General features: G+C 74.3%; 24 protein-coding genes and 1 pseudogene. 15 read left to right on the top strand and 10 right to left on the bottom strand.

The features are described 5' to 3' along the window. Positions 1–158: 158 nt before the first annotated feature. The 4 genes from rpsA (at position 159) to ACZ597_RS12310 (ending at position 3,994) form a co-directional block, all read left to right on the top strand. A complete protein-coding gene (gene rpsA / locus ACZ597_RS12325) occupies positions 159–1,673 on the top strand; it encodes a 30S ribosomal protein S1 (protein ID WP_007263497.1) in 1,515 nt (504 codons plus the stop codon). Between the two features lie 224 nt (positions 1,674–1,897). After that, positions 1,898–2,836, top strand: a complete 939-nt coding sequence (locus ACZ597_RS12320; RefSeq protein ID WP_007263496.1) for a PAC2 family protein — start codon at positions 1,898–1,900, stop codon at positions 2,834–2,836. Positions 2,837–2,914: 78 nt separating this feature from the next. Further along, a complete protein-coding gene (coaE, locus tag ACZ597_RS12315) occupies positions 2,915–3,517 on the top strand; it encodes a dephospho-CoA kinase (protein WP_471328243.1) in 603 nt (200 codons plus the stop codon). 144 nt (positions 3,518–3,661) lie between these two features. Continuing rightward, on the top strand, positions 3,662–3,994 hold the full coding sequence (locus ACZ597_RS12310; protein WP_471328873.1) for a tetratricopeptide repeat protein: 333 nt from the start codon (positions 3,662–3,664) through the stop codon (positions 3,992–3,994). Here ACZ597_RS12310 and ACZ597_RS12305 read toward each other — a convergent pair. Then, positions 3,991–4,251, bottom strand: a complete 261-nt coding sequence (locus ACZ597_RS12305) for a DUF6343 family protein (protein WP_471328241.1) — start codon at positions 4,249–4,251, stop codon at positions 3,991–3,993. The two genes, ACZ597_RS12310 and ACZ597_RS12305, sit on opposite strands and share 4 nt — an antisense overlap. 78 nt (positions 4,252–4,329) lie before the next feature. Further along, positions 4,330–4,986, bottom strand: a complete 657-nt coding sequence (locus ACZ597_RS12300; protein ID WP_471328239.1) for a hypothetical protein — start codon at positions 4,984–4,986, stop codon at positions 4,330–4,332. On the opposite strand from ACZ597_RS12300, the gene ACZ597_RS12295 reads away from it, so the two are divergent. From ACZ597_RS12295 to ACZ597_RS12285, 3 genes are all read left to right on the top strand, one after another. Continuing rightward, a complete protein-coding gene (locus ACZ597_RS12295; protein ID WP_471328237.1) occupies positions 4,970–5,146 on the top strand; it encodes a hypothetical protein in 177 nt (58 codons plus the stop codon). The two genes, ACZ597_RS12300 and ACZ597_RS12295, sit on opposite strands and share 17 nt — an antisense overlap. A gap of 85 nt (positions 5,147–5,231) precedes the next feature. Continuing rightward, complete coding sequence (locus tag ACZ597_RS12290) at positions 5,232–8,108, top strand: DEAD/DEAH box helicase (protein ID WP_471328235.1); 2,877 nt, start codon at positions 5,232–5,234, stop codon at positions 8,106–8,108. Then, a complete protein-coding gene (locus tag ACZ597_RS12285) occupies positions 8,105–9,310 on the top strand; it encodes an SWIM zinc finger family protein (protein ID WP_471328233.1) in 1,206 nt (401 codons plus the stop codon). The genes ACZ597_RS12290 and ACZ597_RS12285 overlap by 4 nt, the downstream gene beginning before the upstream one ends. Here ACZ597_RS12285 and ACZ597_RS12280 read toward each other — a convergent pair. Then, on the bottom strand, positions 9,291–9,839 hold the full coding sequence (locus tag ACZ597_RS12280; protein ID WP_471328231.1) for a hypothetical protein: 549 nt from the start codon (positions 9,837–9,839) through the stop codon (positions 9,291–9,293). The two genes, ACZ597_RS12285 and ACZ597_RS12280, sit on opposite strands and share 20 nt — an antisense overlap. Positions 9,840–9,966: 127 nt before the next feature. Between ACZ597_RS12280 and ACZ597_RS12275 the strand changes: the two genes are divergently transcribed. Continuing rightward, positions 9,967–10,680, top strand: a complete 714-nt coding sequence (locus ACZ597_RS12275; protein ID WP_471328229.1) for a chaplin — start codon at positions 9,967–9,969, stop codon at positions 10,678–10,680. Here ACZ597_RS12275 and ACZ597_RS12270 read toward each other — a convergent pair. Continuing rightward, on the bottom strand, positions 10,673–11,332 hold the full coding sequence (locus ACZ597_RS12270; protein WP_471328227.1) for a DUF2293 domain-containing protein: 660 nt from the start codon (positions 11,330–11,332) through the stop codon (positions 10,673–10,675). The two genes, ACZ597_RS12275 and ACZ597_RS12270, sit on opposite strands and share 8 nt — an antisense overlap. A 123-nt stretch (positions 11,333–11,455) precedes the next feature. Here ACZ597_RS12270 and ACZ597_RS12265 point away from each other — a divergent pair, with 123 nt between their 5' ends. Then, on the top strand, positions 11,456–11,914 hold the full coding sequence (locus ACZ597_RS12265; RefSeq protein WP_471328225.1) for a cupin domain-containing protein: 459 nt from the start codon (positions 11,456–11,458) through the stop codon (positions 11,912–11,914). Here the strand turns inward: ACZ597_RS12265 and ACZ597_RS12260 are convergent. Then, complete coding sequence (locus ACZ597_RS12260; RefSeq protein ID WP_471328223.1) at positions 11,878–13,323, bottom strand: WGR domain-containing protein; 1,446 nt, start codon at positions 13,321–13,323, stop codon at positions 11,878–11,880. The two genes, ACZ597_RS12265 and ACZ597_RS12260, sit on opposite strands and share 37 nt — an antisense overlap. A gap of 92 nt (positions 13,324–13,415) precedes the next feature. On the opposite strand from ACZ597_RS12260, the gene ACZ597_RS12255 reads away from it, so the two are divergent. Continuing rightward, positions 13,416–14,054: a nucleoside/nucleotide kinase family protein gene (locus ACZ597_RS12255; RefSeq protein WP_471328221.1), complete on the top strand. Its 639-nt coding sequence runs from the start codon at positions 13,416–13,418 to the stop codon at positions 14,052–14,054. A 388-nt stretch (positions 14,055–14,442) separates the two neighbouring features. Here ACZ597_RS12255 and ACZ597_RS12250 read toward each other — a convergent pair whose 3' ends face one another. Then, on the bottom strand, positions 14,443–15,369 hold the full coding sequence (locus ACZ597_RS12250; protein ID WP_471328219.1) for a carbohydrate kinase family protein: 927 nt from the start codon (positions 15,367–15,369) through the stop codon (positions 14,443–14,445). Then, complete coding sequence (locus tag ACZ597_RS12245) at positions 15,366–16,298, bottom strand: pseudouridine-5'-phosphate glycosidase (protein WP_471328217.1); 933 nt, start codon at positions 16,296–16,298, stop codon at positions 15,366–15,368. The genes ACZ597_RS12250 and ACZ597_RS12245 overlap by 4 nt, the downstream gene beginning before the upstream one ends. A gap of 82 nt (positions 16,299–16,380) precedes the next feature. On the opposite strand from ACZ597_RS12245, the pseudogene ACZ597_RS12240 reads away from it, so the two are divergent. Next, positions 16,381–17,165: pseudogene (locus tag ACZ597_RS12240) on the top strand (class I SAM-dependent methyltransferase). Between the two features lie 73 nt (positions 17,166–17,238). Beyond that, complete coding sequence (locus ACZ597_RS12235; protein ID WP_125603377.1) at positions 17,239–17,613, top strand: cupin domain-containing protein; 375 nt, start codon at positions 17,239–17,241, stop codon at positions 17,611–17,613. On the opposite strand, the gene ACZ597_RS12230 is transcribed toward ACZ597_RS12235, so the two are convergent. The 3 genes from ACZ597_RS12230 to ACZ597_RS12220 all read right to left on the bottom strand — a co-directional run bounded on the left by ACZ597_RS12230 (position 17,603) and on the right by ACZ597_RS12220 (position 20,717). Next, the gene (locus ACZ597_RS12230; RefSeq protein WP_471328871.1) at positions 17,603–18,814 is read right to left on the bottom strand and encodes an MFS transporter; all 1,212 of its coding nucleotides are present in this window, start codon (positions 18,812–18,814) and stop codon (positions 17,603–17,605) included. The genes ACZ597_RS12235 and ACZ597_RS12230 overlap by 11 nt on opposite strands. A gap of 298 nt (positions 18,815–19,112) precedes the next feature. After that, entirely contained in the window at positions 19,113–19,676 is a 564-nt protein-coding gene (locus ACZ597_RS12225; protein WP_471328214.1) for a methylated-DNA--[protein]-cysteine S-methyltransferase, read from the bottom strand. Positions 19,677–19,805: 129 nt separating this feature from the next. Continuing rightward, positions 19,806–20,717, bottom strand: a complete 912-nt coding sequence (locus ACZ597_RS12220) for a glycerophosphodiester phosphodiesterase (protein WP_471328212.1) — start codon at positions 20,715–20,717, stop codon at positions 19,806–19,808. A 247-nt stretch (positions 20,718–20,964) separates the two neighbouring features. On the opposite strand from ACZ597_RS12220, the gene uvrB reads away from it, so the two are divergent. The 3 genes from uvrB (at position 20,965) to ACZ597_RS12205 (ending at position 25,801) form a co-directional block, all read left to right on the top strand. Beyond that, positions 20,965–23,121, top strand: coding sequence for an excinuclease ABC subunit UvrB (gene uvrB, locus ACZ597_RS12215; RefSeq protein WP_471328210.1), 2,157 nt, complete (start codon positions 20,965–20,967; stop codon positions 23,119–23,121). An 84-nt stretch (positions 23,122–23,205) separates the two neighbouring features. Further along, positions 23,206–23,784, top strand: a complete 579-nt coding sequence (locus tag ACZ597_RS12210) for a TerD family protein (protein WP_470965174.1) — start codon at positions 23,206–23,208, stop codon at positions 23,782–23,784. Between the two features lie 46 nt (positions 23,785–23,830). Then, positions 23,831–25,801, top strand: a complete 1,971-nt coding sequence (locus ACZ597_RS12205; RefSeq protein ID WP_471328207.1) for a TerD family protein — start codon at positions 23,831–23,833, stop codon at positions 25,799–25,801. Positions 25,802–25,835 lie beyond the last annotated feature (34 nt).

The following is a 25,835-nucleotide window of genomic DNA, read 5'->3' as shown; positions in this document are numbered from 1 at the left end:
TGCATCTGTTGAATGTCCCCTCGGTTTTCGAGGCCCTTCCCCCTTTCAGGGGATCTTGGGGCTTCTTTGGCTGTCCGGCTTCTTCGGCAGGTGCCGATAAGGGCTCCCGGCGTAGCAGTACCTACGACTTTCTGTCCGTAACCGGAGCCCTTTCCCACATGACGAGCAGCACCGAGACCACCGCCACCACCCCTCCGCAGGTAGCGGTCAACGACATCGGTAACGCGGAAGCCTTCCTGGCCGCGATCGACGAGACGATCAAGTACTTCAACGACGGCGACATCGTCGACGGCGTCATCGTGAAGGTCGACCGGGACGAGGTCCTGCTCGACATCGGTTACAAGACCGAAGGCGTGATCCCGAGCCGCGAGCTCTCGATCAAGCACGACGTCGACCCGAACGAGGTCGTCAAGGTCGGCGACGAGATCGAGGCCCTGGTTCTCCAGAAGGAGGACAAGGAAGGCCGCCTGATCCTGTCCAAGAAGCGCGCTCAGTACGAGCGTGCCTGGGGCACGATCGAGAAGATCAAGGAAGAAGACGGCATCGTCACCGGTACCGTCATCGAGGTCGTCAAGGGTGGTCTCATCCTCGACATCGGCCTCCGCGGCTTCCTGCCGGCCTCCCTCGTCGAGATGCGCCGCGTCCGCGACCTCCAGCCCTACGTGGGCAAGGAGCTCGAGGCGAAGATCATCGAGCTGGACAAGAACCGCAACAACGTGGTCCTGTCCCGCCGTGCCTGGCTCGAGCAGACCCAGTCCGAGGTTCGCCAGACGTTCCTCACCACCCTGCAGAAGGGTCAGGTCCGCTCCGGCGTCGTCTCCTCGATCGTCAACTTCGGTGCCTTCGTGGACCTGGGTGGCGTCGACGGTCTCGTCCACGTCTCCGAGCTGTCCTGGAAGCACATCGACCACCCGTCCGAGGTTGTCGAGGTCGGCCAGGAAGTCACCGTCGAGGTCCTCGACGTCGACATGGACCGCGAGCGTGTCTCCCTGTCGCTGAAGGCGACGCAGGAGGACCCGTGGCAGCAGTTCGCCCGGACCCACCAGATCGGCCAGGTCGTCCCGGGTAAGGTCACCAAGCTGGTTCCGTTCGGTGCGTTCGTCCGCGTGGACGAGGGCATCGAGGGTCTGGTCCACATCTCCGAGCTGGCCGAGCGCCACGTGGAGATCCCGGAGCAGGTCGTCCAGGTCAACGACGAGATCTTCGTCAAGGTCATCGACATCGACCTCGAGCGTCGCCGGATCTCGCTGTCCCTCAAGCAGGCCAACGAGTCCTTCGGTGCCGACCCGGCGTCGGTCGAGTTCGACCCGACCCTGTACGGCATGGCCGCGTCCTACGACGACCAGGGCAACTACATCTACCCCGAGGGCTTCGACCCCGAGACCAACGACTGGCTCGAGGGCTACGAGACCCAGCGCGAGACGTGGGAGCGCCAGTACGCCGAGGCGCAGGTCCGCTTCGAGCAGCACCAGGCCCAGGTCATCAAGAGCCGCGAGGCCGACGAGGCCGCTGCCGCCGAGGGCGCTGCCGCCCCGGCCGCCGGTGGCAACGCCGGTGCGGGCGTCTCCGGTGGTTCGTACTCCTCCGAGGGTGCGGACGAGACCTCCGGCGCCCTGGCGTCGGACGAGGCCCTGGCCGCGCTCCGCGAGAAGCTGGCCGGCGGCCAGAGCTGATCGCAGCGCATCACACCCCGGTGTGAGCTGAGCTGAACGACGAGGCCCGTCCCCTTCGGGGGGCGGGCCTCGCCGCGTTCCCGGAGCCGCGTCCGGGAGCCCGTCGGCACCGTGGGTCCGCCCGCCGTCGCGTTGCGTTTGTGCCAATGCCACCCACCTGGGAATGGCCGCGCCGCCCCGGACGTTCTCCGCATGGAACACAGCGCGAGGGAGGAGTGGTGACGGTGCTTGATCCACAGGGTCTGTACGAATGGGATGCCAAGGGTCTGGCGGTGGCGGACCTGGCGCTCACCCAGGACTCGGCCGGACTGGTCATGCTGTACCACTTCGAGGGGTACATCGACGCGGGCGAGACCGGCGAGCAGATCGTCGAACGCCTCCTCGACACCCTGCCCCACCAGGTGGTGGCCCGCTTCGACGCGGACCGGCTGGTGGACTACCGGGCACGCCGCCCGCTGCTGACCTTCCAGCGCGACCACTGGACCGAGTTCGAGGAGCCCCGCCTGGAGGTGCGCCTGGTCCAGGACGCCACCGGCGCGCCGTTCCTGCTGCTCTCCGGCCCCGAGCCGGACGTGGAGTGGGAGCGCTTCGCCGTCGCCGTCCGGCAGATCGTGGAGCGGCTCGGCGTCCGCCTGTCGGTCAACTTCCACGGCATCCCCATGGGCGTCCCGCACACCCGCCCCGTCGGCATCACCCCGCACGGCAACCGGACCGACCTGATGCCCGGCCACCGCAGCCCCTTCGACGAGGCCCAGGTGCCCGGCAGCGCGGAATCACTGGTCGAGTTCCGCCTCGCCCAGGCCGGACACGACGTGCTCGGCGTCGCCGCGCACGTCCCGCACTACGTCGCCCGCTCCCCCTACCCGGACGCGGCACTGACCGCCCTGGAAGCCATCACGGCCGCCACCGGCCTGGTCCTGCCGGCCGTCGCGCACGCCCTGCGCACCGAGGCGCACCGCACGCAGACGGAGATCGACCGGCAGATCCGCGAGGGCGACGAGGAACTCGTCAGCCTCGTCCAGGGCCTGGAGCACCAGTACGACGCCGCCGCCGGGGCCGAGACCCGGGGCAACATGATCGCGGAGCCGGCCGAGATCCCGTCGGCGGACGAGATCGGCCGCGAGTTCGAGCGGTTCCTGGCGGAGCGCGAGGGCGAAGGGTAGGACGCCCGGAGCCGTCCGGCGCAGCGGTGTTCCCCGGCGGTGTTCCTCGGGAAGGGGACACCGCCTAGGGTTCTGACCATGCTGAAAGTGGGCCTGACAGGCGGAATCGGTGCCGGCAAGAGCGAGGTCTCGCGGCTGCTGGCGGGGTACGGGGCGGTCGTCGTCGACGCCGACCGGATCGCGCGGGAGGTCGTGGAGCCGGGCACGCCCGGACTCGCCGCCGTGGTGGAGGCCTTCGGGGACTCCGTGCTCACCGCCGACGGGCGGCTGGACCGCCCCAAGCTGGGGGCGGTCGTCTTCGCCGACCCGGCGAAGCTCCAGACCCTCAACGCCATCGTCCACCCGCTCGTCGGGGCCCGGTCCGCCGAGCTGGAGGGCGCGGCGGGACCCGACGCGATCGTGGTGCACGACGTACCGCTCCTCACGGAGAACGGCCTCGCTCCCCTCTACGACCTCGTCGTGGTCGTGGACGCCGCCCCCGGCACGCAGCTGGCCCGGCTGACCGCGCTGCGCGGGATGACCGAGGAGGAGGCCCGCGCCCGGATGGCCGCCCAGGCCACGCGGGAACAGCGGCTGGCGGTGGCCACGCTCGTGATCGACAACGACGGGCCGCTGGAGGCGCTGGAGCCCCAGGTGCGCAAGGTCTGGGAGGAGCTCACCGCGCGCGCCGCGGCGGAATAGCCGCAGCGGCGGAGGGCGTTGAACGCGCCCGTAGAGGGAAGGAAAGACACCGTGTCCGACACCACGCCCCCGCCGCCGCCGTCCACCGGACCCGGGCCCGGACCCGCCGGGCCGTCGGGTTCCGCGAGCCCCGAGACGCACGTCATCGACTACCGGGCCGCCGAGCAGCTCCTCGCCGCCCGGGACCCGCGCGGCGCGGTCCGGCTCCTCGACTCCGTCATAGCCGCGCACCCCGAGAACACCGCGGCCCGCCTGCTGCGCGCCCGTGCCTTCTTCGCGGCTGCGCAGCTGCGGCCCGCACAGCTGGAGTTCGAGCTGGTGCTGGAGCGGGAGCCGGACAACGCCTTCGCCCACTTCGCCCTCGCCCGCACCCACGAGCGGGCCGGACGCCCCGAGCGGGCCCGCCGCCACTTCCGGCTCGCCGCCGCCCTCGATCCGCAGCCGGAGTACCTGGAGGCGGCCCGCTTCGAGAACTAGCGCCGGCGCGGAGGCTCGTACGGGGGGACGTCCGGGCCCGGCTGGTAGTGCGGGCCCTGGTGGATGTGCCGGACCACGACGGTCAGGTCGACGGCGGCCACCAGCGCGAGCGCCGCGCAGGCGGCCGCCCATCCGGGACGGCCGGCCAGCGAGAACGCGGCCGCCCCGGCGGCGGCCCAGAGCAGCCCCCACAGGCTCAGCCAGAACCGCAGCCGCAGCGGACTGCGGGCGGTCACCGGCTCGTTTCCGGTACGCATGGCCATCGCCTCGCCTTGGATGGAGGCCTCGGTTCCATGGTCCCACCGGCGGCCCGGGCCCGCCCCGGCGGCCGGGGCTCAGGGGTTGAGCTTGTCCACGGCCGTCGTGGTGGTCTTCTTGAAGGCGGGCACGGGGGCGTCGGGCAGGTTGCCCATCTGGCCCCACTTCACGACGGTCACGGTGGACCCGTCGCGTCCGATCCCGTACAGGTGAACGCCCGGCTCGGACTCCGGGACGGAGGTGCCGACGCCGTAGACGTGCGCGCCCTCCTCGACGGCCGGCCTGCCGTAGTCCTGCCAGGACGCCGTGCCGCCCGGGTTCGCGCGCAGCCAGTCCGCGGCGCAGCCGGCGACCTCGCGCTCCAGGGCGGCGGCGAGCCTCGCGGCGGCGGCGGCCGAGGCGGCGCGCACGGAGATCTGGACGGCGCCGGTGTCGTAATCGGTACCGAACGCGCGGTGCCAGCTGCCGGCCGCCGGAAGCACCCCGTCCAGGCAGAAGGGGGCGTCCTCGGGCAGCCCCTTGGTGATCTTGCCGGGGTACCAGGGGGAGGAGGGGTGCGGGGGCAGGTCGGTGCCGTTCAGGAACCCGGGCGCGGTGGCGGCGGTGGCGGTGGCGGAGGTGGTGAGGACCAGGGCGGCCGCCGCCGCGAGGGCGGTGGCGGCGACGGCCGGGGTGCGGCCGCTGCGCGTCTCGGCGACCGGCCCGGTCGTGCTCCGGGTGTCGGCGGCCGCCACGGGCTGCGACTGCGACTGGTACCTCGAACTGCGCTGGAGCGGGCCCGGCGGGTCCGGCACCCTCCGCCCGGACGACGACGGCGCGCCCTGGCGCACCAGTGCCGCGGCGGGCAGGCCCGAGTACGGCTTCGCGGGCGAACAGGGCCGCCGGGCACGCTGACCTACCCCCGGCGGGATGAGGCGTATCCGCAGGTCAGCGCGGGTTGTCAGTGGGCCCGCCTAGACTCGGTGGCAGTGGATCCGCCATGACCGGGCGGAGCCGAGCACCAGGGAGGGGGGACCCCGTGACCGCGCAGCCACCGCCGCAGCCGTCGTTGCTGCGCCGCGCCGCCGTGTTCCTCCCCGCCGCCGTACCCCGGGAGGGGCGGGTGGCGTTCTGGTGCCCGGAGGGGGACCCGCTGCCCGAGCTGGGGACCCCGCACGCGCTGAAGGTGGTCCGGCCGCACGGGGACGGCGTCCGTACGCGTACGGTCCCCGCGGTGGCGCTGTCGGTGGCCGCCGCCCTGCCCGTGCTGGTGCGGGCCGCACGCAGTCCCGCCGCGCATCCCGCCACCCGCGCCTGGGGCACCGCCGCCACGCAGGCGCTGGCCCTCGCCGCGCGCGGCCGCCTGCTGCCCGGGCTCACCGCCGACGGGGTCGACGCCTGGCGCGCCGGGCCGCTGGATGCCCAGGACGTCGGGTACCTGCGCGCCGTCGCCGCCGCCCTGCCGTACGAGGGGTACGCCACCCCGCTCGCGGGACGCCGCCCGACAGCCCTGCCCCAGCCCGAAGCCCTGGTCCGGGCGTTCCTCGACGCCGTCGCCGATGTGCTGCCGCGCACGCCCGCCGCGCAGTACGCCGCAGGCCGGCCGTTCGCGGCCCGGGAGCCGCAGCGGGTGCCGGGGATACAGGAGTGGGCCGCGCAGGTCGCGGCCGGCGCCGATGCCGGGGTCGGGATCTCGCTCCGGCTCGACCTGTCCTCCTTCCGCCTGTTCGACGAGGCCGAGCCGGAGGACGTCCGCCGCGCCGGAGCGGCCGTGGTCCAGGTGCACAGCCTGGCCGATCCGACCCTGGTCACCGACGCGGGGCTGCTGTGGGCCGGGGCGGCGGCCGCCGGATTCGGCCCGCGCGCCCGGATCGACGCCGTGCTGGCACTGCGCCGGGCGGCGCGGGTCTGGCCGCCGCTGCTGCGCCTGCTCGACCAGCCGGTGCCGGACGCCCTCCCGCTGTCGGACCCGGAGCTGGAGGACCTGCTGGGTACCGCCGCGACCCGGCTGGCGGCGGCCGGAGTGCTGGTGCACTGGCCGCGCGAGCTGGCCCGTACGCTCTCGGCGGCCGCCGTCGTGCGGCCCGCCGCGCCCGGTTCCGCGACCGACGGCACCGCCTTCTTCGACGCGGCCGCCCTGTTCTCCTTCTCCTGGGAGCTGGCCCTCGGCGGGGACCGGCTCACCCCGGGCGAGATGGACGCGCTCGCGCAGGCCCACCGGCCCGTGGTGAGGCTGCGAGACCAGTGGGTGCGGGTCGATCCCGAGCTCGTGCGCAAGGCGCGCAAGCGGGAGCTGGGCCTGCTCGACCCGGTGGACGCGCTGGCCACCGTACTCACCGGCACCGCCGACGTCGGCGGGGAGGCGGTACCGGCGGTCCCCGTGGGCGCGCTGGCCGCCCTGCGGGACCGGCTCACCGGTGAACTGCCCCCGGTCGCGGCGCCCGCGGCCCTGAAGGCGACCCTGCGGGACTACCAGCTGCGCGGCCTGGCCTGGCTGGACCTGATGACCTCGCTCGGGCTGGGCGGCTGCCTCGCCGATGACATGGGCCTGGGCAAGACGGTCACCCTGATCGCCCTGCACCTGCACCGGGACCGGCCCGAGCCCACCCTCGTGGTCTGCCCGGCGTCGCTGCTGGGCAACTGGCAGCGGGAGATCGAGAAGTTCGCCCCCGGCACCCCCGTACGCCGCTTCCACGGCGCCGGCCGCAGCCTCGACGGGCTGGCCGGGGGTTTCGTCCTCACCACGTACGGGACGATGCGCGCGGCGGCGGCCCGGCTGGCCGAGCAGAGCTGGGGCCTGGTCGTCGCGGACGAGGCCCAGCACGTCAAGAACCCGCACTCGGCGACGGCGAAGGCGCTGCGCACCATCCCGTCCCCGGCCCGGGTGGCCCTCACCGGCACCCCCGTCGAGAACAACCTCTCCGAGCTGTGGGCGCTGCTCGACTGGACGACGCCGGGACTCCTGGGCCCGCTCACCACCTTCCGGGCCCGGCACGCGCGCCCGGTCGAGCACCAGCAGGAGGAGGACGGGGGCAACGAGGCGGCGGTGGCCCGGCTGGCCGCGCTCGTCCGGCCGTTCCTGCTGCGCCGCAAGAAGTCCGACCCCGGTATCGCCCCCGAGCTGCCCCCGAAGACGGAGACGGACCATCCGGTGTCCCTGACCAGGGAGCAGGTCTCCCTCTACCAGGCGGCGGTGGACGAGGCGATGGCCGTGATCGAGGGCAGCGAGGGCATGGAGCGCCGCGGCATGATCATGAAGCTGCTGGCCTCGCTCAAGCAGATCTGCAACCACCCGGCGCAGTTCCTGAAGGAAGCCGGGCCGAAGGAGGCGGAGCCCCGCCTCGCGCACCGCTCGGGCAAACTGGCCCTGCTGGACGAGCTGCTGGACACGATCCTGGCCGAGGACGGCTCCGTCCTGGTCTTCACCCAGTACGTGACCATGGCCCGGCTCCTGGAGCGGCACCTCGCCTCCCGGGGCATCCCCTCGCAGCTCCTGCACGGCGGCACCCCCGTGCCCCGCCGCGAGGAGCTCGTCGACCGCTTCCAGTCCGGTGAGGTCCCCGTCTTCCTGCTGTCCCTCAAGGCCGCGGGGACGGGCCTCAACCTCACCCGCGCCGGACACGTGATCCACTACGACCGCTGGTGGAATCCGGCCGTCGAGGAGCAGGCCACCGACCGCGCCTACCGCATCGGCCAGACCCAGCCCGTCCAGGTCCACCGCATCATCGCCGAGGGCACCGTCGAGGACCGTATCGCCGAACTGCTGGAGGCCAAGCGGGCGCTGGCCGATGCCGTGCTCGGCTCCGGCGAGGCCGCGCTGACCGAGCTGACGGACCGCGAGCTGGCCGATCTCGTCTCCCTGCGGAGGCCGGCGTGATCACCGCGCGGGACGACCGCCGCCGCACCTTCGAGACCGTGCCCGCCGGGATGGAGGCCGCGACCTGGTGGGGCCGGGCCTGGGTGGCCGCGCTGGAGGAGCGCGCGCAGGACGCGGCCCGCCTCCACCGCGGGCGCGCGTACGCCGCCGAAGGCCATGTCGACGCGGTCACGGTGACGCCCGGCCGGATCGTGGCGTACGTCCGGGGCAGCCGGGCCCGCCCCTACCGCACCGAGCTGACCCTGCCCCCCTTCGCGGACGCCGAGTGGTCCGCGCTGCTTGAGTCACTGGCCGCCGACCCCTCGGCCCTCGCGGCGCTGCTGGAGCGGGAGGTCCCGCAGTCCCTCGCGGAGACGGTGCTGCCGGGCGCGGGCGAGCTGACGGCGCGCTGCTCCTGCCCGGACACGGTGCGGCCGCCCTGCAAGCACGCCGCGGCCCTGTGCTACCGGGCGGCCCGGCTCCTGGACGCCGACCCCTTCGTCCTGCTGCTCCTGCGCGGCCGCGGTGAGCGCGAGCTCCTTGACGAGCTGGGCCGACGCAACGCCGCCCACGCGGCACGCGAACAGCCCGACGCCGAACCGGACTTCCCCGGTGTTCCGGCCCGGGCGGCGCTCGCCCGCGCCGTCCTGCCCCTGCTGCCGGCCCCGCTCACCGCACCGGCCGCCGCGGGCCCGCCCCCGGCCTACCCCGCCGATCCGGCCGCGCCCGACCCGCTGGCGCTGGAGCAGCTCGCCGGGGACGCGGCCGCCCGCGCGCTGGCCCTCCTCGCCACGGCCGAGGACCCCGTCGGCGGGCTCACCCTCTGGCAGGACGCCGTCCGGCTGGCCTCGGCGCACCCCACCTCGGGCCTCACCGGCACCGCACGCACCCTGTACCGGGACCTGGCCCGGGCCACCGGCCGCAGCACCACGGACCTGGCCCGCGCCGCCGCGGCCTGGCGCCAGGGGGGCCTGCCCGCGCTCACCGTGCTCGACGAGCCCTGGGACCCGCCGGCCGGGCCCTTCGACCGGGCCCGCCCCGCCCTGCTCGCCGCCGGCCGGGGCTCCTTCCGCCCCGAGCGCAACCGGCTCACCTCCCGGACCCGCCAGCTCCGCCTGAGCCGCGAGGGCCTCTGGTACGCCTACGAGTCCCGCCCGGACGCCGACGACTGGTGGCCCACCGCGACTCCGTCCCCGGATCCGGTCAGCGCCCTGCTGCGCTGATCTCGCCCGCCCAGGCGGACAGGGCCGCGAAGTCCCGGTCGCGCAGGCCGTGGCGGGGATGGATGCGCAGCAGGAGGCTCGGCGCCGGGTGGTGGGCGGACACCCAGGCGCGGTCCTGCGGGGTGATCATGTCGTCGACCCAGGCGAAGGGCCGGCCGGCCGCCCAGTCGAGCAGCGGCCGGGTCTTCCAGAAGAGGCCGTCGGGGTCGCGGGCGAAGAGCTCCGGCCACTCCACCACGGGCAGGTCGGCGGGGAGCCCGATGCGCGGGGCGATCAGGGTGTTGGCCTGGTGCGTCCAGGCCGTGGCCCAGGCCAGTTCGAAGGGCAGGGCCTGCAGCCGGGCGCCGTGGGAGGGGTGCAGTCGCACCCGGACGCCGCGCCGGGCCTTGCGGGACTCGGGGTCGCGGTAGGAGAGCCAGACGTCCGGGCGCATCCGGTGGCTCGTGTAGCCGCGCAGGCCTGCGGAGAGGGACCGGAACGGGTTGAGCGGGCCGTCCACGTCGAGCAGCAGGAGCGGTCGTTCAGTCATGAAGTAGGCACTACCCAGTACACGATGGGGTGAAATGCCTGCCCCCTCTATAACCCGAACGGGTTTACCGCGTTGTTTCCGGTGCGGGCGCGATGCCCCTGAATCCCTCCGGAAGGCAGGAAACCTGATGCGTCACAGTCGTCGGAATGGCTTGATCGCGGTGATGGTCGCGGGCGGCGGGCTGGCGGTCGCGGGGGCGGGCGGCTTCGCGTACGCCGACGCCGAAGCGGGCGGGCAGACCGAGCGCTCCCCCGGGCTGCTCTCCGGGAACCTGGTGCAGCTGCCCGTGCACACCCCGGTGAACGTGTGCGGGAACACCGTGAGCGTGGTCGGCGTACTCAACTCCGCCGCCGGGAACCGCTGTACCAACACCTCTGCGGACGAGGGGCATCCGGACCCGCGGCCCTCCGGTCCGGCAAAACCCGGATCCGGTGGAAACGGGGGAGGGGCGAGTGCCGAGGGGCGCACGAAGGATTCCCCCGGGCTGCTGTCCGGCAACGGAATCCAGCTTCCGGTGGATCTGCCGCTGAACGTCAGCGGCAACTCGGTGAACGTCGTCGGCGTCGGCAACGGCTCCCACGGGAACACCTCCGTGAACGGCGAGACCCCGACCGGCGGCAAGCCGGCGCAGCCGCCGGTCTCCCCGCCGCCGGTCTCACCGCGGCCGGTGACCCCGCCCGCCCCTCCGGCTCCGCCGGCTCCGCCCGCCCCTCCGGCCCCGCCGCTGGACCCCTCGGCCCTGGCGCACACCGGCTCCGACGGGCTCGGCTACCTGGTGCCCGGCAGCGGCGCCCTGCTGCTCGGCGGGGTTCTCCTGTACCGGCGCTTCCGCCTCAGCTGACGGCCCCCGCGCGCCAGCCGTCCAGGATCGCGTCGATCCGCGCCGCCAGCCGGGCCCGGGCCGCGAACCGGGGCACGCCCGCCATCAGCAGCGCGTCGTACTCGGTGTCGGTGTGCCGCACGGCGGCCCGTACCGCGACCGACACCGCCAGTTCGTCGAGCGCCCGGCCGGCGGCGGTGCGCCCGACCCGGCCGCTGCCGCGCACCGAGGCGTGGGCGGCGATCGCCTGGGCGCGGTCGGCCGGGCAGCCGGGGAACAGCCGCCGGATCTCGGCCGCGAAGGCCGCGGTGAACCGGACGTCCTCGGCCGCGCGCCGCAGCCGGTCCCGCTCCCGGCGGCGGGCCCGGGCGTCGGCGTCGGCGAGGCAGGCGCGCTCGGCGCGGGCCAGCGCGGCGTCCTCCACCAGCAGCCCCTGGCGTTCGTAACGGCGGCGGCCCCTGTGCCGGCGCACCACGACGGCGTGCAGCGAACTGCCCTCCCGAGCCCGGCGGGTGAGCGCCGCGTCCCCGCGCGGGAGGTACACGAGGTGGCCGAGGTCGGCGCAGTCCAGGCAGCGGGGCACGCCGGATTCTCGGACGAGGTGCCGCAGCGGCCCCCGTCGGCACGCCGCGCAGTGGATCGGCTTCTGCGACTCGAAGACGACGAGACTCATGCCGTTGTGATACCGCCCGCAGGTCTCCATATCACCTGACTCGGAAGGGTTGTTGGTCTTTCATTAAATCCGACTGGAAGTCATGAGGTCTGTCTACCGTGAGCCCCTGGCAAGGAGGAGCACATGGGTGGACGGCAGACGACGGTACGGCGCCCCAGAGCCGCGGGAGCGGCGAGGGAGGCGGCGCCCTCGGGCCTCACGGGCCGGGAGGTCGTCATAGCCCCCGGCGGCTGCACGGGATGGCACTACCACCACGTCCCGCTGATGGCGGTGGTGAAGTCCGGCACCCTGACCCGGTACCTGTCCGACGGCACGGTGGAGGTGCACCCTGCCGGGGCCACCTTCGTCGAACCGGCCGGCGCCGGCCACGTACACCTCGGCCGCAACCTGGGCTCCCGGCCCGTCGTCCTCCAGATAACCTGCGCCCTCGCCGAGGACGACCTCTGGTCGGTGGACGCCCCCGCCCCGCGGGGCGCCGCACCCTGCCTCCCCCGGACTCCGCCCGGCGGACCCGCCGACCCCGGGCACCCCCGGTGCGCCGCCGCTCAGACCAGTCGGCGTATCTCCCCGCGCACCCGGTAGAAGCCACCGCTCGCCGCGTGCAGGCCGTCCACCACGTACCGGGCGCCCGCCTCCCGGATCCCGCGCGGGAACTGCACGTTCCAGCCGTGGTCGAAGCCGTCCGAGACCACCTGCACCCGCATCCGTCCGCCCTGCTGGACGCACTCCACCACCACACCGCCGGCCGGGACCGAGGCCACCGACACCGTCGCCACCGCCGACGCGGAGGCCGCCGGGGTGAACACCGGCAGCGCGGCAGCCGACTTCACGTCCACCGCGGTCGGCACGGAACCCTGCTGGGCCGCGGCGATCGCCGCCTCGCTCGCGTCCACGCACACCAGCGACCCGTCCGTGGTGACCAGGTACAGCCGCTCGTCCAGGTACTGCATCGACAGGGCGGAACCCCCACCGGTACCCAGCTTCCACAGCCGGCGCCCGTCCGCGTCGAAGCAGTACACCGAGGAGGAGGAGTCGCCGGCGAAGACGTGCCGGCCGTCCGGAGAGGTCGCGCACGAGTACACCGCCGAGTCGCACGGGTACGAGGCCTCGACCCGGCCCGTCGCCTTCGACAGGCGCTGCACGGTGTTGCGCACCGTGCCCGCGTACACCGCGTGCTCCTCCTGCCAGCCGAACAGCACCCCGCCGGGCGTCGCGGTGTGCCACAACTGCCCGGTCCCGTCGGCCGCGTAGGCCGTCACACCGGCACTGTGCCCGTGGTAGACGGCCCGCTCGTCCGCCCGGACCATCCAGGCACCGGTACCGGAGGACTTCCGCGACCACTGGTGCTCGTCCTCGTGGTCGATGACCGTCAGACCGCCGTTGGCGTCCGACACGTTGAGCACGCCCTCGTGGATGTCGAGCCAGTAGATGTCCACGTCCGCGGCTATTCCGTACGCCCCGAACGGCACCTTCGACGACAGGTCGTACACCGTGCCGTCGTCACAGCCCGCGTATATCCAGAACTCGTCCGCCACCAGGCACTTCACCCCGTCCGGCAGGGAGTAGCGGGCCAGCACCTCGCCGCCGTGGCTCACCGTGTAGACGTCCCCCGCCTGGTTGCCCACCCAGCAGCGGTCCTCGTCCACGTGGATGCCGAAGGCCGAGGAGCCGGTGCGGAAGCGCCACAGCACCGGCGCCACCGCGCGGGCCGTGGACGGCGCCGAGGCCACCTGCCGGCGCGTCACCGACCGGGCGGCGCGCGCCCCCCGCACCGCCGGCGCGTACCCCTTGCGGACCTTCTCGCCGATCTTCTTGGCGGCGGCCGCCCGCGCCTTCTCGGCCGTCGGGAACGAGGAGCTCTGCAGCTGGCCGGCCGCGCCGATGCGGCCGTAGCGCACCGAGACGGCCGTGCCGTCCAGGGTCACCTCGTAGAACTTGTGCGCCGCGCCGTCCTCCTGCGACAGCTCCAGATACGTCGTCTCCCGAGCCATGACAGACCCCTCCCCAAGAGCAGGGCCGCCGGCTCCGTTCCACCGGTGATCCCTCGTGAAAAACGTTAGGACGCACCACTGACAATGGGCTCGTGAAGCTGGAAGCGATCACCTGGCAGCGGATGGCCGAACGGCTCGCCGGCCACCTCGACGCCCCCCGGGAGGCCGGGACCTGGCAGCGCGTGGGTATCGACGGGGCGCCGGCGGCCGACACCGGGGTCCTGGCGGAGGAACTGGCCGGGGCGCTGCGCTCGCGCGGCCGGCCCGTGCTCGTGGTGGCCGCCGGGGGGTTCCTGCGGCCGGCGTCGCTGCGGTTCGAGTACGGGCGCGAGGACGTGGACGCGTACCTCGGGAGCTGGTACGACACGGGCGCGCTGTGGCGCGAGGTGTTCGGCCCGACGGACCCCGGCGGCAGCGGGCGGGTACTCCCCGACCTGTGGGACCCGGTCACCGACCGGGCCACCCGCAGCCCGTACACCGAACTCCCGCCCGGCGGGGTGGTGGTCGTGCACGGGCCGCTGCTGCTGGGGCACTGGTTCCCGTTCGACCTGAGCGTGCACGTCAGCCTCTCGGCGGGGGCGCTGGGGCGGCGGACGCCGGCGGCCGAGCGATGGACCCTTGCGGCGTTCGCCCGTTACGCGCGGGACACGGACCCGGCCTCGACGGCCGACGTCCTGGTCCGCGCGGACGACCCCCGCCACCCCGCCTGGACGGGCATCCGCGGGAGCTAGCCGTGCCGGCTCCCTGCCGGGTGCGGGGATGCTGTGCCGCTGCGCGGGGCCGGTTCCCCCACCCGCCCTTCGCCCGTTCCCCGGGGCTGAGCCCCGCCCCCTGGGGGCTCCGCCCCCGGACCCCCGCGCCTCTGATCCGGCGGGGCTGGAAGATCCAGCCCCGCCGGCGTCAGAGGCGCGGGCGCGGTAGCGCCGTGCAGTGGGCCGCGCCCGGCGATTGAGGGCGAGAACGGTTGAAGGGCGGGGAGGGGCCAGCCCCGCGCAGCGGCACACCACCCGCGCCCGACCCACCGGCCCGACCGACGGAGTCCGGCGCAGCGGCGCGACGCCGGGGAGGCCCGCCAGGGCCGAGCCGTGCGAGCGGCGCGCGGGAAATGGGCGCGGCGCGTCAAAAGGGCGGGCGGCCGCCCAGGCGGGTCACCGATTCGGCGGCCGCGCGGCAGCCGGCCCGGGCGGATTCGCCCGGGCCGGCTCCCGAGAGGCGGGCCGCCAGGAAGCCGCCCGCGAAGGCGTCCCCGGCGCCGGTGGTGTCCACCGCCTCGGCCGGCTCCGCCTCCACCTCGGCGGTGATCCGGCCGCCCTCGGCGACGAGGGCCCCGCCCGACCCCCGGGTGACCACCACCAGCGGAACCCGCCGGCTGAGCTCCTCCGCCGCCCGGGCCGGCTCCCGTACGCCCGCCAGCAGCCGGGCCTCGTCCTCGTTCGGCAGGAGCACGCCGGCCCCCGCCACGGCGGCCAGGAAGCGTTCGGGGCCCAGCTCGGCCAGGAACCCCGCCGAGGCGGGGTCGACGCTCACGGGCACCCCGCGCGTCCGGGCGGCCCGCAGCGCCACCAGGGCCAGCTCCCGGCTGCTGTCCGAGAAGAACAGGTAGCCCGACAGGTGCAGGTGCCCGGCACCGTCCAGCAGCGCGGGCACCCAGTCGGCGGGGCACAGCCGCAGCGAGGCCCCGCTGTCGGTCAGGAAGGTGCGCTCCGCGTCCTCGCCGACCAGCGCCACCACCGTCCCGGTCGGCTCCGCCGGGTCCACCACCAGCCGGGGCCGCACCCCCGCGTCGACCAGCGCCCGCTCGTGCCAGCGGGCCGACTCGGAGCCCACCCGCGCGAGCAGGCGCACCTCCGCGGTGCCCGTCCGGGCCGCCCAGCAGGCGGCGTTGGCCCCGGCCCCGCCGGGGAGGGTGCGGATGCGGGCGGTGGTGTCGGTGGCCGGGGCCAGGGGCTCGCGGTGCACCGCCACCACGTCCGTCACCACGTCGCCGACCACCAGCAGCGCGCCGGGTAGTGCGCCCGGCAGCGTCTCCGCCGACGCCGCCGTCATGCGCGGGCCGCCCAGGCTCGCGCGATGCGGGCGCCGAGCCGCACGTTGCCGCGTACCGCGGCCAGGTTCGCCTCCAGCGAGGCACCGCCGGTCGCGCGCACCAGGAAGTCCAGCAGGAACGGCGTCACCGCCTGCCCCGCGATGCCGCGCTCCCGGCACTCGGCCAGGGCCTCGGACAGGACCCGGTCGTGCAGTGCCGGATCCAGCTGTTCCGCCTCCGCCACCGGGTTGGCGACCAGCAGTGCCGACTCCGGTCCGCCGACGGCGTCCTGAGCGGCCATCACCGCCGCCACCTCCTCCGGCTCCTCCACCGTCCAGTCGACCGGCTCTCCCGAGTCGGCCAGGTAGAAGCCGGGGAAGCGCTCCGTCCGGTAGCCGACGACCCCGACCCCGAGCGTTTCGAGGCGCTGGAGCGTGGCCGGCACGTCCAGGATCGACTTCACGCCCGCGCACACGACCGTGATCCGGGTCCGGGCGAGCAGCGACAGGTCCGCCGACTCGTCCTGCGAGAGCGTCCACTCCCGGTGTACGCCGCCCAGCCCGCCCGTGGCGAACACCCGCAGCCCCGCCCGCGCGGCCAGGAAGGCCGTCGCCGACACCGTCGTCGCCCCGGTCGCCCCCGCCGCGAGGGCGGGCGCGAGGTCCCGGTGGCCCAGCTTGCGCACGCCCTCCCCGGCGGCGATCCGCTCCAGCGCGGCCTTGTCGAGGCCGGCCCTCGGGACCCCGTCCACCACGGCGACGGTCGCCGGTACCGCGCCCTCCGCCCGGACCAGTTCCTCCAGTTCCAGACCCACCTCCAGGTTGCGGGGGCGCGGCAGGCCGTGCGCGATGATCGTCGACTCCAGGGCGACGACGGGCCGGCGGGCGGCGAGCGCCTCGCGCACCTCTTCCGACAGGACCGGGACCTCGGATGCTCTGTGCTGTGGCATGTCCCCATCCCTGGCACGGGATTCGCGCCCCCAAACACGCCCTTCCCGCTCCGGCGCGAACCTGTCCGAGTAGCGTGCCCGGATGGACACCCGGAGCTTCTACGACGAACTCGCCCTCCGCTACGACCTCATGTACGCGGACTGGGACGCGAGCATCGCCCGCCAGGGCCGTGCTCTCGACGCCCTGCTCAAGGCCTCGCTCGGCCCGGGACCGCACACCGTGCTCGACAGCGCCTGCGGGATCGGCACCCAGGCGCTGGGCCTGGCGGGCCTGGGCCACCGGGTCACCGGCACCGACCTCAGCCCCGTCGCCGCGGCACGCGCCGCGCGCGAGGCGGCCGCCCGCGGACTGGCGCTGCCGGTCGCGGCCGCCGACATGCGCGCGCTGCCCTTCCCCGACGCCTCCTTCGACGCCGTCGTGTGCGCCGACAACGCGCTTCCGCACCTGCTGACCGCCGAGGACGTGGGTGCCGCGCTGGCCGAAAGCCGCCGGGTGCTGCGCCCCGGCGGGCTGCTGCTGCTCTCCACCCGCCCCTACGGCGAACTGCGCCGGACCCGCCCCGCGAGCCAGGCCCCGTACGTGCGGACCGGGCCGGAGGGGCGGACCGTCACCTTCCAGCTGTGGCACTGGCACGCCGACGGCGAGCGCTACGACGTGGAACTCTCCAGCTGCTGCCGTCGGGCGACACCTGGAGCACGCACACCTCGACCACGGCCTACTGGGCGCTGCCCGAGGAGGAGACGGCGCGGTACGTGCGGCAGGCGGGCTTCGGCGAGCCCGTCTGGCACCCCGCCGAGGACACCGGCTTCCACCAGCCCGTTCTCGGGGCGCGCCGGCCCGTGGTGCGGACGCGCTCGACGGAATGACGCGTCGGACGCGCCCGCGCTGGACGCTCTGGTCACCCCGTGGGCGGGGACGGCGGCCCTAGGCTGACGCACCATGAGCACCAGTGACCACAGCGCCCCCGCCTCCTTCGCCGTGTCCGTCGCGGACGTTCCCGACGCCGAGCTGGAGGCCGAGGAGCTCGACCCCGCGCAGATCGTCTCCGGCACGCCGGCCGTGACCGGCAAGGTGCTGTGGGAGTCGGCGGACGGCTCGCAGATCCGGGGGATCTGGCAGATCACCCCCGGAGTGGTCACCGACACCGAGGCCGACGAACTGTTCGTGGTGGTCAGCGGCCGCGCCACCATCGAGGTCGAGGGCGGCGCGACGTTCGAGGTGGGCCCCGGCTCGGCCTGTGTGCTGCGCGAGGGCGACCGGACCACCTGGACGGTCCACGAGACGCTGCGCAAGGCCTACCACATCAACTGCTGAGGCCCCCCGGCTTCGCCGGCTCCGGGTGGCGCCGGGCGGTGAGCAGGGCGAGCGCCGCCATCGGCAGGAGCAGCGCGGCACCGATCGCGTTGAGCCAGCCGTAGCCGGCCTGCGACATGACCAGCCCGGCGGCGGCTCCGCCGACACCGGCGGCGGTGTTCATCGTCAGGTCGCTCAGGCCCTGTACGGCGGCCCGCGCGGCCTGGGGCACCGAGTCGGTCAGCAGCGCGGAGCCGGAGACCATTCCGGCGGACCAGCCGAGCCCGAGCAGGAAGAGGCCGGCCGCGCTCTGGGCGTGGTTCCCGTCGGCCGTGCCGGCGAGCAGGGCGGCGATGGAGAGCAGTCCGGTCGCGAGCCCGATCACGGACAGCCGGCCGAGGCGGTCGGCGAGCCAGCCCATGACGGGGGAGAAGGCGAACATGCCCGCGATGTGTCCGCTGATCACCAGGCCGACGAGGCGCAGGCCGGCGCCGTGGTGGCTGAGGTCCATCGGGGTCATCACCATGATCGAGACCATGGCGGTGTGTGACACGGCGACCGTGAGCAGTGCGAGCCTGGCCCGTGGCGAGGCCTTCACGGCGGCCATGCCCGCGCGCAGCGAGCGCGCCTGACGGGACTGCTCGCCGGCCCCGGCGAGGGCCCGGGCGGTCAGCAGCGGGTCCGGCCGCAGGAACACGGCGAGGAGCGTGCCGGTGAGGACGAAGACGGCGCCGGCCCAGACGAAGGGACCCGCCGTCTGGGGTATGGAGGTGCCGGCGAAGCTGTCGCTGGCGGGGGCGGAGAGGTTGGGCCCGAGCACCGCGCCCAGGGTGGAGGACCACACGACGAGGGAGATCGCGCGGGCCCGCCGGTCGGGTGCGGCGAGGTCGGCGGCGGCGAAGCGGGCCTGGAGGTTGGCGGAGGAGGCCGCGCCGAAGGCGGCCATGCCGAGCATCAGCAGCGGGAAGTTCTTGACCGAGGCGGCGAGGACCACCAGGGCCGCGCCGAGCGTGCCGATCGCGTACGCCACCACCAGCCCCGGCCGGCGTCCGCGCGCGGTCATCAGGGCGGCGAGCGGCAGCGAGACCAGGGCGGTGCCGATCACGGCGGCGGTGGACGCGAAGCCGGACAGGGCCTCGGTGCCGCTGATCTCGGTGGCCAGCACGGGGGCCAGGGCGATGCTGATCGGCACACCCAGGCCGCCCAGGATCTGGCTGGCCATCAGTACCGCGGACGTCCGGCGCTGGAGCCGGGGGAGGTCCGCGGCGTCGACCGGCGCGGCCGCGCCGACGGGGCCCGCGGAGGTTTCGGGGGAGGCGCTCACGCCGGGCACCCCCATCGCGCGGGTGCGGCGGGTGCGGCGGGTGCGGCGGGTGCGGCGGGAGCGGACGGGACGGGGCCCGGAACGGCAGGAGTGGTCACGGCGGCAGTTTCCCACCGCCGGCCTCGCGGGGGAACCGGGTATCGCGGCCCGGGGCCCCGCGGCCACCCGCTGTCACCGGCGCTACGGAAACCGCAGGTCAGAAGAGGGGCTGTGGGAGCACGCCCTCCAGCGCGAGCAGGATCCGCTTGGTCTCCACGCCGCCGCCGAAACCCCCGATCCCGCCGTCGTTCTCCACCACGCGGTGGCAGGCCACGACCACGGGCAGCGGGTTCGATCCCATGGCGTTGCCCACGGCCTGGGCCGCGCCCGGCTGCCCGACCCGGGCGGCCAGCTCCCCGTACCCGACGACCGACCCGTACGGCACCGAGCGGTCCAGCTCCAGCAGCACCTGGCGGTTGAAACCCGAGCTGAGCCGCCAGTCCAGCGGCAGCTCGAAGCGCCTCAGCGAGCCGGCGAAGTACGCCTCCAGCTGGCGTATCGGCTCGGCCAGCAGCACCTCCTCGCCCGGGTCCGGCCGCCACGCGTCCGCGCCGAGCCGGGAGACCAGCGACCCGATCATCCGGTCGGCCCGGTCCGGGCGCGCGTGGAACTCGACCCGGACCAGACCCTCGGGGGTCGCGGCCAGGAGCAGGGGGCCGATGTCACTGGGGACGACGGTCCATTCGAGGTGCGGCCCGCGGGGCCGCTCGGTGCTGTCCACGCCTCCACGGTACGGCCCGCCACCGACAGCGCGGACGGCTCCCGGCCCCCACCGGGGGTGTCCGCGCAGTCCCGGCCCAGCCCCGTCCAAGTCCCGGCGCAGTCCCGTCCCGGTCCCGGCCCGGAGGTCTCAGAAGTCCCCGAAGCCGATCACGGCGTTCTGCACCACGTCGGGCGCGTTCGTGATGATCCCGTCCACTCCCATGTCCCGGACCTTGCGGGCGGTGGCCGCGTCGTCCACGATCCAGGTGTCCACCTCCATGGCCTTGCCGTGGGCCCCCAGCAGGCCGTGCACCGCCGTCACCCAGTCCGCCGAGATCGTCGTGTGCCACGGGTTGATCCGGTCCGTGAACTCCGCGTAGCGGGGCAGGTCGGCCACGGCGGGGGTGCCCAGGAAGGCCGTCACCAGGTCGGGGCCCAGGCCGTGCACCGTCCGCACGGAGTCGGCGCTGAAGCTCTGCACCACCAGACGGCGCGCGACGTGGTCCGCGTCGAGCCAGCCCAGCTCGTCCAGGAGCTCCAGCGTCTGCCGCTCGATCCCGGGGTAGAGCTCCGGCTTCTTGATCTCCAGCAGCAGCTTCTGCCGGTTCTCCTGGACCCGGCCCATGTACTCGCGCAGCGTCGGCACCCGGGCGCCCGCGAAGCGCGGCGCGAACCAGCCGCCCGCGTCCAGCCGCCCGATCTCCGCCGCCGTGAAGTCCCGGACCCGCCAGGGCGCACGGTCGGGGAAGACCTGCTCGGCGTCGGTGGTGCGGGCGAGGGTGTCGTCGTGGACCACCACCAGCTCGCCGTCCTTCGTCCGCTGGACGTCGTTCTCCACCCAGTCGAAGCCCAGCCGCCGGGCCAGGTCGATCGCTTCGAGGGTGTTCTCCGGGGCGTACGCGGAAGCCCCCCGGTGGGCGTACACGACGGGGCCCAGGACCCCGCTCGCGGTGCCGGGGGAGCCGGGGCCGGTGGCGGCCGGGGAGGCCGTACCGCCCAGCACCGTGAGGGCGAAACCCAGGATCGCGGCGGCTGCCGCGGTGGCGGGTCGGACGTACATGTGCTTTCTCCTCGGGTCGTGAGCCCTGGTCCTGCGTCAGACGGGTGCGGAGCGGGAGCCGTTGCGGCGGTGCACTTCACGGTGGAGCGTTCACCGCGATCATCGGCGCGAAGATCACCGGGACGCCACCGAACTACGACAAACAGACCGGAAAGGAGGAGATCCGCTCCGCCCGCCGGACCTGTGGCAGGCCCCCGCGGACCCGCGGAAGGGCGTGAGTGTCAGTGCGGGGTCGTACGGTGGACTCATGCGGCCCGTATCGAAGATCGAACGCACGGTGGCACCCTTTGAGGTCGTCAGCCCGTACCAGCCCAGCGGTGACCAGCCGGCGGCCATCGCCGAGCTGGAGAAGCGCATCCGCGCAGGTGAGAAGGACGTCGTACTGCTCGGCGCGACCGGTACCGGCAAGTCCGCGACCACGGCGTGGATGATCGAGAAGCTCCAGCGCCCCACGCTGGTGATGGCGCCGAACAAGACGCTGGCCGCCCAGCTGGCCAACGAGTTCCGCGAGCTCCTGCCGAACAACGCCGTCGAGTACTTCGTCTCGTACTACGACTACTACCAGCCCGAGGCCTACGTACCGCAGTCCGACACCTACATCGAGAAGGACTCCTCGATCAACGAGGAGGTGGAGCGGCTGCGCCACTCCGCGACCAACTCGCTGCTGACCCGGCGCGACGTGATCGTCGTCGCCTCCGTGTCCTGCATCTACGGCCTCGGCACCCCGCAGGAGTACGTGGACCGGATGGTCCCCCTCAAGGTGGGCGAGGAGATCGACCGGGACCAGCTGCTGCGCCGCTTCGTCGACATCCAGTACACGCGCAACGACCTGGCCTTCACACGCGGCACGTTCCGGGTGCGCGGCGACACCATCGAGATCTTCCCGGTCTATGAGGAACTGGCCGTCCGCATCGAGATGTTCGGCGACGAGATCGAGGCGCTGTCCACACTGCACCCGCTGACCGGCGAGGTCATCAGCGAGGACCGCGAGCTCTACGTCTTCCCCGCCAGCCACTACGTCGCCGGACCCGAGCGCATGGAGAAGGCGATCACCGGCATCGAGGCCGAGCTCGCCGAGCGGCTCGCGGAGCTCGAGAAGCAGGGCAAGATGCTGGAGGCCCAGCGGCTGCGCATGCGCACCACCTACGACCTGGAGATGATGCGCCAGATCGGCTCCTGCTCCGGCATCGAGAACTACTCCCTGCACATGGACGACCGCGAGCGCGGCTCGGCGCCCAACACCCTCATCGACTACTTCCCCGAGGACTTCCTCCTCGTCATCGACGAGTCGCACGTCACCGTGCCGCAGATCGGCGCCATGTACGAGGGCGACGCCTCGCGCAAGCGGACCCTGGTCGACCACGGCTTCCGGCTGCCGTCCGCGCTCGACAACCGGCCGCTGAAGTGGGAGGAGTTCCTGGAGCGGGTCGGCCAGACCGTCTACCTGTCGGCCACCCCCGGCAAGTACGAGCTCTCCCGCGGCGACGGCTTCGTCGAGCAGATCATCCGCCCCACCGGCCTCGTCGACCCCGAGGTCGTCGTCAAGCCCACCGAGGGCCAGATCGACGACCTGGTGCACGAGATCCGCAGCCGCGTGGAGAAGGACGAGCGGGTCCTGGTCACCACCCTCACCAAGAAGATGGCCGAGGACCTCACCGACTACTTCCTTGAGCTGGGCATCCAGGTCCGCTACCTGCACAGCGACGTCGACACCCTGCGCCGCATCGAGCTGCTGCGCGAGCTGCGGGCCGGCGAGTACGACGTCCTGGTCGGCATCAACCTGCTCCGCGAGGGCCTCGACCTGCCCGAGGTGTCGCTCGTGGCGATCCTCGACGCCGACAAGGAGGGCTTCCTGCGCTCGGGGACCTCCCTCATCCAGACCATCGGCCGCGCCGCGCGCAACGTCTCCGGCCAGGTCCACATGTACGCGGACAAGATGACCCCGGCGATGGAGAAGGCCATCGAGGAGACCAACCGGCGCCGCGAGAAGCAGATCGCCTACAACACGGCCAACGGGATCGACCCGCAGCCGCTGCGCAAGAAGATCAACGACATCGTCGCCACCATCGCCCGCGAGGAGCTGGACACCGAGGAGCTCCTCGGCACCGGCTACCGGCAGGCCAAGGACGGCAAGGGCGCCAAGGCGCCGGTCCCCGCGCTCGGCGGCAAGGCCGCGGCCCCGGCCAAGGGGAAGGGCGGCAAGGCCGCCAAGGGTGCGGCGGCGGCGGCCGCCGCGCCGACCGACCGGCCCGCCGCCGAACTGGCAGCGCTCATCGAGCAGATGACCGAGCGGATGAGGGGAGCGGCCGCCGAGCTCCAGTTCGAGGTCGCCGCCCGGATCAGGGACGAGGTGGGCGAGCTGAAGAAGGAGCTTCGCCAGATGAGGGAAGCGGGCCTCGCCTGACCCGGGGGCGGTCAGTAGGGTGTGGAAACGCCGCAGGTGCACGCTGCGGGCCTTTAGGGGCGGGCTATGGAGAGGGGAACGCGCGTGACGGTCAACATGACCAAGGGTCAGGCCATCAGTCTGCAGAAGACGGACGGCGGCACGCTGACCGCGGTCCGGATGGGTCTCGGTTGGCAGGCGGCCAAGCGCCGGGGGCTGTTCGGCTCGCGGACGCGGGAGATCGACCTTGACGCGTCGGCGGTGCTCTTCGCCGACAAGCAGCCGGTGGACGTGGTGTTCTTCCGGCACCTGCAGAGCGACGACGGCTCGGTCCGCCACACCGGCGACAACCTGGTCGGCGGCGTCGGCCAGGGCGGGGACGACGAGGCCATCCTCGTCGACCTCCAGCGGGTCCCGGTGCACATCGACACGATCGTCTTCACGGTGAACTCGTTCACCGGCCAGACCTTCCAGGAAGTGCAGAACGCCTTCTGCCGCATCGTCGACGAGACCAACGGCCAGGAGCTGGCCCGCTACACCCTCGACGGCGGCGGCCAGTACACCGCGCAGATCATGGCGAAGGTGTCCCGGGCCGGCAGCGGCTGGCAGATGACGGCCCTCGGCAACCCGGCCAACGGCCGGACCTTCCAGGACCTGATGCCGGCGATCCTGCCGCACCTGTAAGAGCAGTACCGAACAAGAGAAGAAGGCACGGGGGAGGGGCTGCACGATGACGGCCGAACTGGTCCGGGGGCAGAACCACCCCGTGCCCCACGACAGGGTCGAGGTCAGGGTCGCGGCGGGCACACCCGTGCTCGCCCTGGCGTCCCTGGCCGACGAGCAGGGCCGCCTCACGGGCCCCGGGGCGCTCGCCCGGCCGGGCGCCCCGGCCCCCTCCTGGCTCCGGCTGCCGCAGGAGGCCGCCGACCGGCACACGCTGGCGGTCGACCTCGAAGCCGTCGCCGCGGAGGTCCACCGGATCGGCCTGCTCCTCGTGCTGCCGCCCGGCGGGCCGCTGAGCTTCGGCTCCGTGCCGCCCCCGCACGCGGCGGTGGCCCCGCCGGACGGGCCCGAGCTCGCCGGCTTCACCCTCACCGGGCTGGACGCCGAGACCGCCGTGGTGGCCCTGGAGCTCTACCGGCGCCAGGGCGCCTGGAAGGTCCGGGCCGTCGGCCAGGGGTACGCCGAGGGCCTCGGCGCCCTGCTCGCCGACGGCGGCCTGCCCGCGCCGGAGGCCGCCGAGCTGGCCGCGGCCGCCCTGCGAGGGTCCGCGGGGCCCGCCGGGGGCGACCGCGCCCTCGCCTCCCTGCCCCCGCAGACCCAGGGCGCGCCGCACCCCGGCCGGCAGGCGGCCCCGGCCCCCACCCCCGGAGCGCCGGACCCGGTCCCGGTCTCCGGGGTGCCCTACCCGGGTACGCCCGGCCCCGCGCCCTCCGCCCCGGGGGACCCCGCCGCGGCCTCGGGCCCGCCCACCATCGACTACGCGCACCCGCGCCGCCGCCGCACCAGCGCCGAGGCGCCCGAGCCCGCTCCCCGGCCCGCGGCCGCCGCCGAGCCGGGCCGGCCCCCGGCCCCGGTCGCAGGCGACGCCGGCGGCTGGTCCATGGACGAGCGGCTCTACAACCAGGTCTGGGGCATGTTCGAGGACCTGGCCCGCACGGTGGCCGCCTACCGCAGCGCCGTCGACTTCGCCGACTCGCGGCAGGACCGCGAACTGGACGGGGTCCTGTCCGACCCGCGCCACCGCATCGGCGGCGCCGGGGACGCCGCCCGCGAAACCGCCCGGGCCCGCCGGGACGATCTCGTCGCGCAGGCCAGGGCCGTCCTCGACCGGGACCTCGCCCAGCTGGTCGCCGAGTCCGAGGTGGTCGAGCCCGCGCTGCCGGCCGCGTACGCCCGCTGGGACAACCCCGTCTGGCACGGCGGGGGCGTGCCCGAGGAGGCCCCGCTCGCGCTGCGCCTGGGCAACCTGAGCCTGCCCGAGATGCCGGGCCTGCGGATCCCGATGCTGATGCGGGTCCCGCTGGAGCGCGGCCTGTGGATCGACAACGGCCGTACCGGCTCCGAGGCCGCCATGGCCATGGACACCGACCGGCTGCGCCGCGCCGCCATGGACATGGCCGTCGCACACGCGGTACGGCTGCTCGCGGTGCACCCCGCGGACCGGTTCTCCGTCCACGTCATCGACGCCGCCGGGGCGGGCGCCGCCTCGCTGGCCCCGCTGGTGCGGGCCGGGGTGCTCGCGGCGCCGCCCGCCGCCGGCGCCGAGGGGGTCGGCCGGACCCTGGCGCGGCTCACGCGGCGCGTGGACCTCGTACAGATGGCGCTGCGCGCCGGCGCCCCCGAGGAGCTGCCCGCGGACGTGGACCGGGCCGAGCAACTGCTGCTCGTGCACGACTTCCCGCACGGATTCGACGACCGGGCGGTCACCCAGCTGCGCTACCTGGCCGACGAGGGCCCGGCGGTCGGGGTGCACCTCCTGATGGTCGCCGACCGGGACGAGGCCTCCGCGTACGGGCCGCTGCTGGACCCGCTGTGGCGCTCGCTGATGCGGCTGTCCCCCGTGCCGGACAGCCACCTCGCCGACCCCTGGGTGCAGCACGCCTGGACCTTCGAGCCGGACCTGCCCCCGCAGGGCAGCACGGTGCTCGAACGGGCTCTGGACCGGGTGGTGGAGGCACGGCGCACGGCCCGCCCGTGAGCGGTCCATGACCGGCCGGTGACCCCTTCTTGGG

The organism is Streptomyces sp. NPDC040718 (assembly GCF_055593565.1).
This window is presented reverse-complemented; position numbering and strand designations above follow the sequence as displayed.